The organism is Pedobacter sp. 05L430, from assembly GCF_056397585.1.
Genome location: NZ_JBFTNT010000449.1, coordinates 1 through 2,151 on the forward strand (window position 1 = coordinate 1; position 2,151 = coordinate 2,151).

Below are 2,151 nucleotides of genomic sequence, written 5' to 3' on the forward strand. Positions count from 1 at the left end.
GGATTAGGCTTTGCCATAGCTGAAAAGTTTGTACAGAACAACATTTTCACTATCCTAATTGGAAGAAACGAACAAAGATTAGAAAAGGCATGTGAGCAACTGGGTGAACTTACAACTGCTATAACTTTTGATCTGAATAAACTAAGCGATATACCTAAATTGGTTTCAGATATCAAACAAAAGTTCGGTAGAATTGACATTCTTGTTAATAACGCCGGAATAAATGCAAAAAAACCGCTCATAGAAGTTACCGATCAGGAATTTCATGAGGTGATTCTTACAAACTTATCTTCCGTATTTTCATTAACTCGCGAGGTTTCAAAAGTGATGCTTAAACAAAAAAAAGGCTGCATCATAAATATCAGCTCTATGGCAGCTCAATATGGCATACCCAAAGTAATTGCTTATACTGCTGCCAAATCAGGTATCGAAGGAATGACAAAAGCAATGGCAGTAGAACTTTCGCCCGATGGTATTCGCGTAAACTGTATTGCTCCTGGCTTTATAGCCACAGATATGTCGGCCAAAGCACTAAACAATGATCCGGACAGAAAAAACAAGGTGCTTTCGCGCACCCCAATGGGAAAACTAGGCCTACCATCCGACATAGGAGATGCCGCTTACTTCCTTGCGTCTGATGATGCTAAATTCATTACGGGTATAGTTATACCTGTTGACGGCGGAAATTCAATAGGATTTTAAACAAAAGTCTAAAGCTGATATGATTAAAATGGAACAAACCTTAAGATGGTTCGGCCCTAACGATCCGGTTAGTCTGCAATACATCAAACAAAGCGGCGCAACGGGCGTAGTTACCGCGCTGCATCACATTCCTGTTGGCGAAATATGGACTATTGATGAGATAGCGCTGAGAAATAAAGAAATTTCCGAAGCAGGATTAACATGGGCAGTTATCGAAAGCTTACCTGTTCATGAGGACATCAAAAAAAGAAGTGGGAACTATAAAACCTATATAGAAAACTATAAAATCAGCATGCAAAATGTTGCTGCCTGCGGCTTAAAAGTGATCACCTATAATTTCATGCCCATATTGGACTGGATGCGCACCAATGTTTCATACGAACTAAGTGACGGCAGCAAGGCCCTATATTTTGAAAAATCGGCTTTTATAGCATTTGATCTTTTCTTGTTAAAGCGACCAAATGCCCAAAACGACTATCAACCAGGCGAGATTGAAAAGGCAGAAAAACGGTTCAGGGAAATGAGCAAACAGGAAAAAGAAACCTTATACAACAATGCATTACTTAGCCTGCCAGGATCAGACGAGCCTTTTACCCCTGAGCAGATTTTAAGCGCGCTGGAAACTTACAGGAATATCGACAACAAGAAACTAAAGGAAAACCTTTATGAATTCCTTAAAGAAATTATTCCAGTTGCAGAACAAACAGGACTGCAATTGGCCATTCATCCGGACGACCCTCCCTACTCTATTCTGGGCCTTCCAAGAATCATGAGTACTGAAGCCGATGTCCAGGACATGCTTACCGAAGTTCCATCGGCCAATAATGGCATATGCTTCTGTACAGGTTCATTTGGCGCGCGTGCCGACAATGATCTACAGGGAATGATAAAAAGACTTGGCAACCATATTTTCTTTCTTCACCTCCGTAGCACCCAAAGAGATCAGGAAGGAAACTTTTACGAGGCCAATCACCTGGAAGGAGATGCCAACATGCCTGAAGTTGTTAGAGAGGTGGTTGCACTTCAACAAAGACTCAATAGCTCTATTCCGATGAGACCCGATCATGGTCACCAAATGTTAGATGATCTGAACAAAAAGCATTACCCGGGTTATTCTATTATTGGCAGGCTAAAGGGTCTGGCAGAGTTAAGAGGACTCGAATCCGGGATACTAAGCAGTCGTGATTCTTAAATTGCATTTTCAAACCATTTCCAGTCCCGTTTGTTAGTGATAAGAACACTAATRTTTTAAAAAATGGGATTATTTAAAACTGCCTTAATCGGCGCCGCAATATATGGCATAGTTAAGTATGTAACTAAAAAGGACATTAATGGCCGCTCAATAGCCGACGACATCAAAGAAAAAGCACCAGAATGGATGGAAAAAGCTAAAAACTTAAAAGATGATTTAAAAGTAGAACTGGAAAAACAACGGTATTAGTATTGTTT

Annotated in this window: 3 protein-coding genes; all 3 read left to right on the top strand. The window is 40.4% G+C overall.

The window, feature by feature from the left end:
- The coding region (locus AC1DG9_RS26240) for an SDR family NAD(P)-dependent oxidoreductase (RefSeq protein ID WP_477635591.1) at nt 1-702 on the top strand (702 nt) is incomplete at its 5' end.
- A 28-nt stretch (nt 703-730) separates the two neighbouring features.
- Complete coding sequence (gene uxuA, locus AC1DG9_RS26245) at nt 731-1,894, top strand: mannonate dehydratase (RefSeq protein ID WP_477635592.1); 1,164 nt, start codon at nt 731-733, stop codon at nt 1,892-1,894.
- A 63-nt stretch (nt 1,895-1,957) separates the two neighbouring features.
- Nucleotides 1,958-2,143 carry a hypothetical protein gene (locus AC1DG9_RS26250; RefSeq protein ID WP_048904100.1) on the top strand — a complete coding sequence of 62 codons (186 nt, stop codon included), beginning with the start codon at nt 1,958-1,960 and terminating at the stop codon, nt 2,141-2,143.
- Nucleotides 2,144-2,151: the final 8 nt, after the last annotated feature.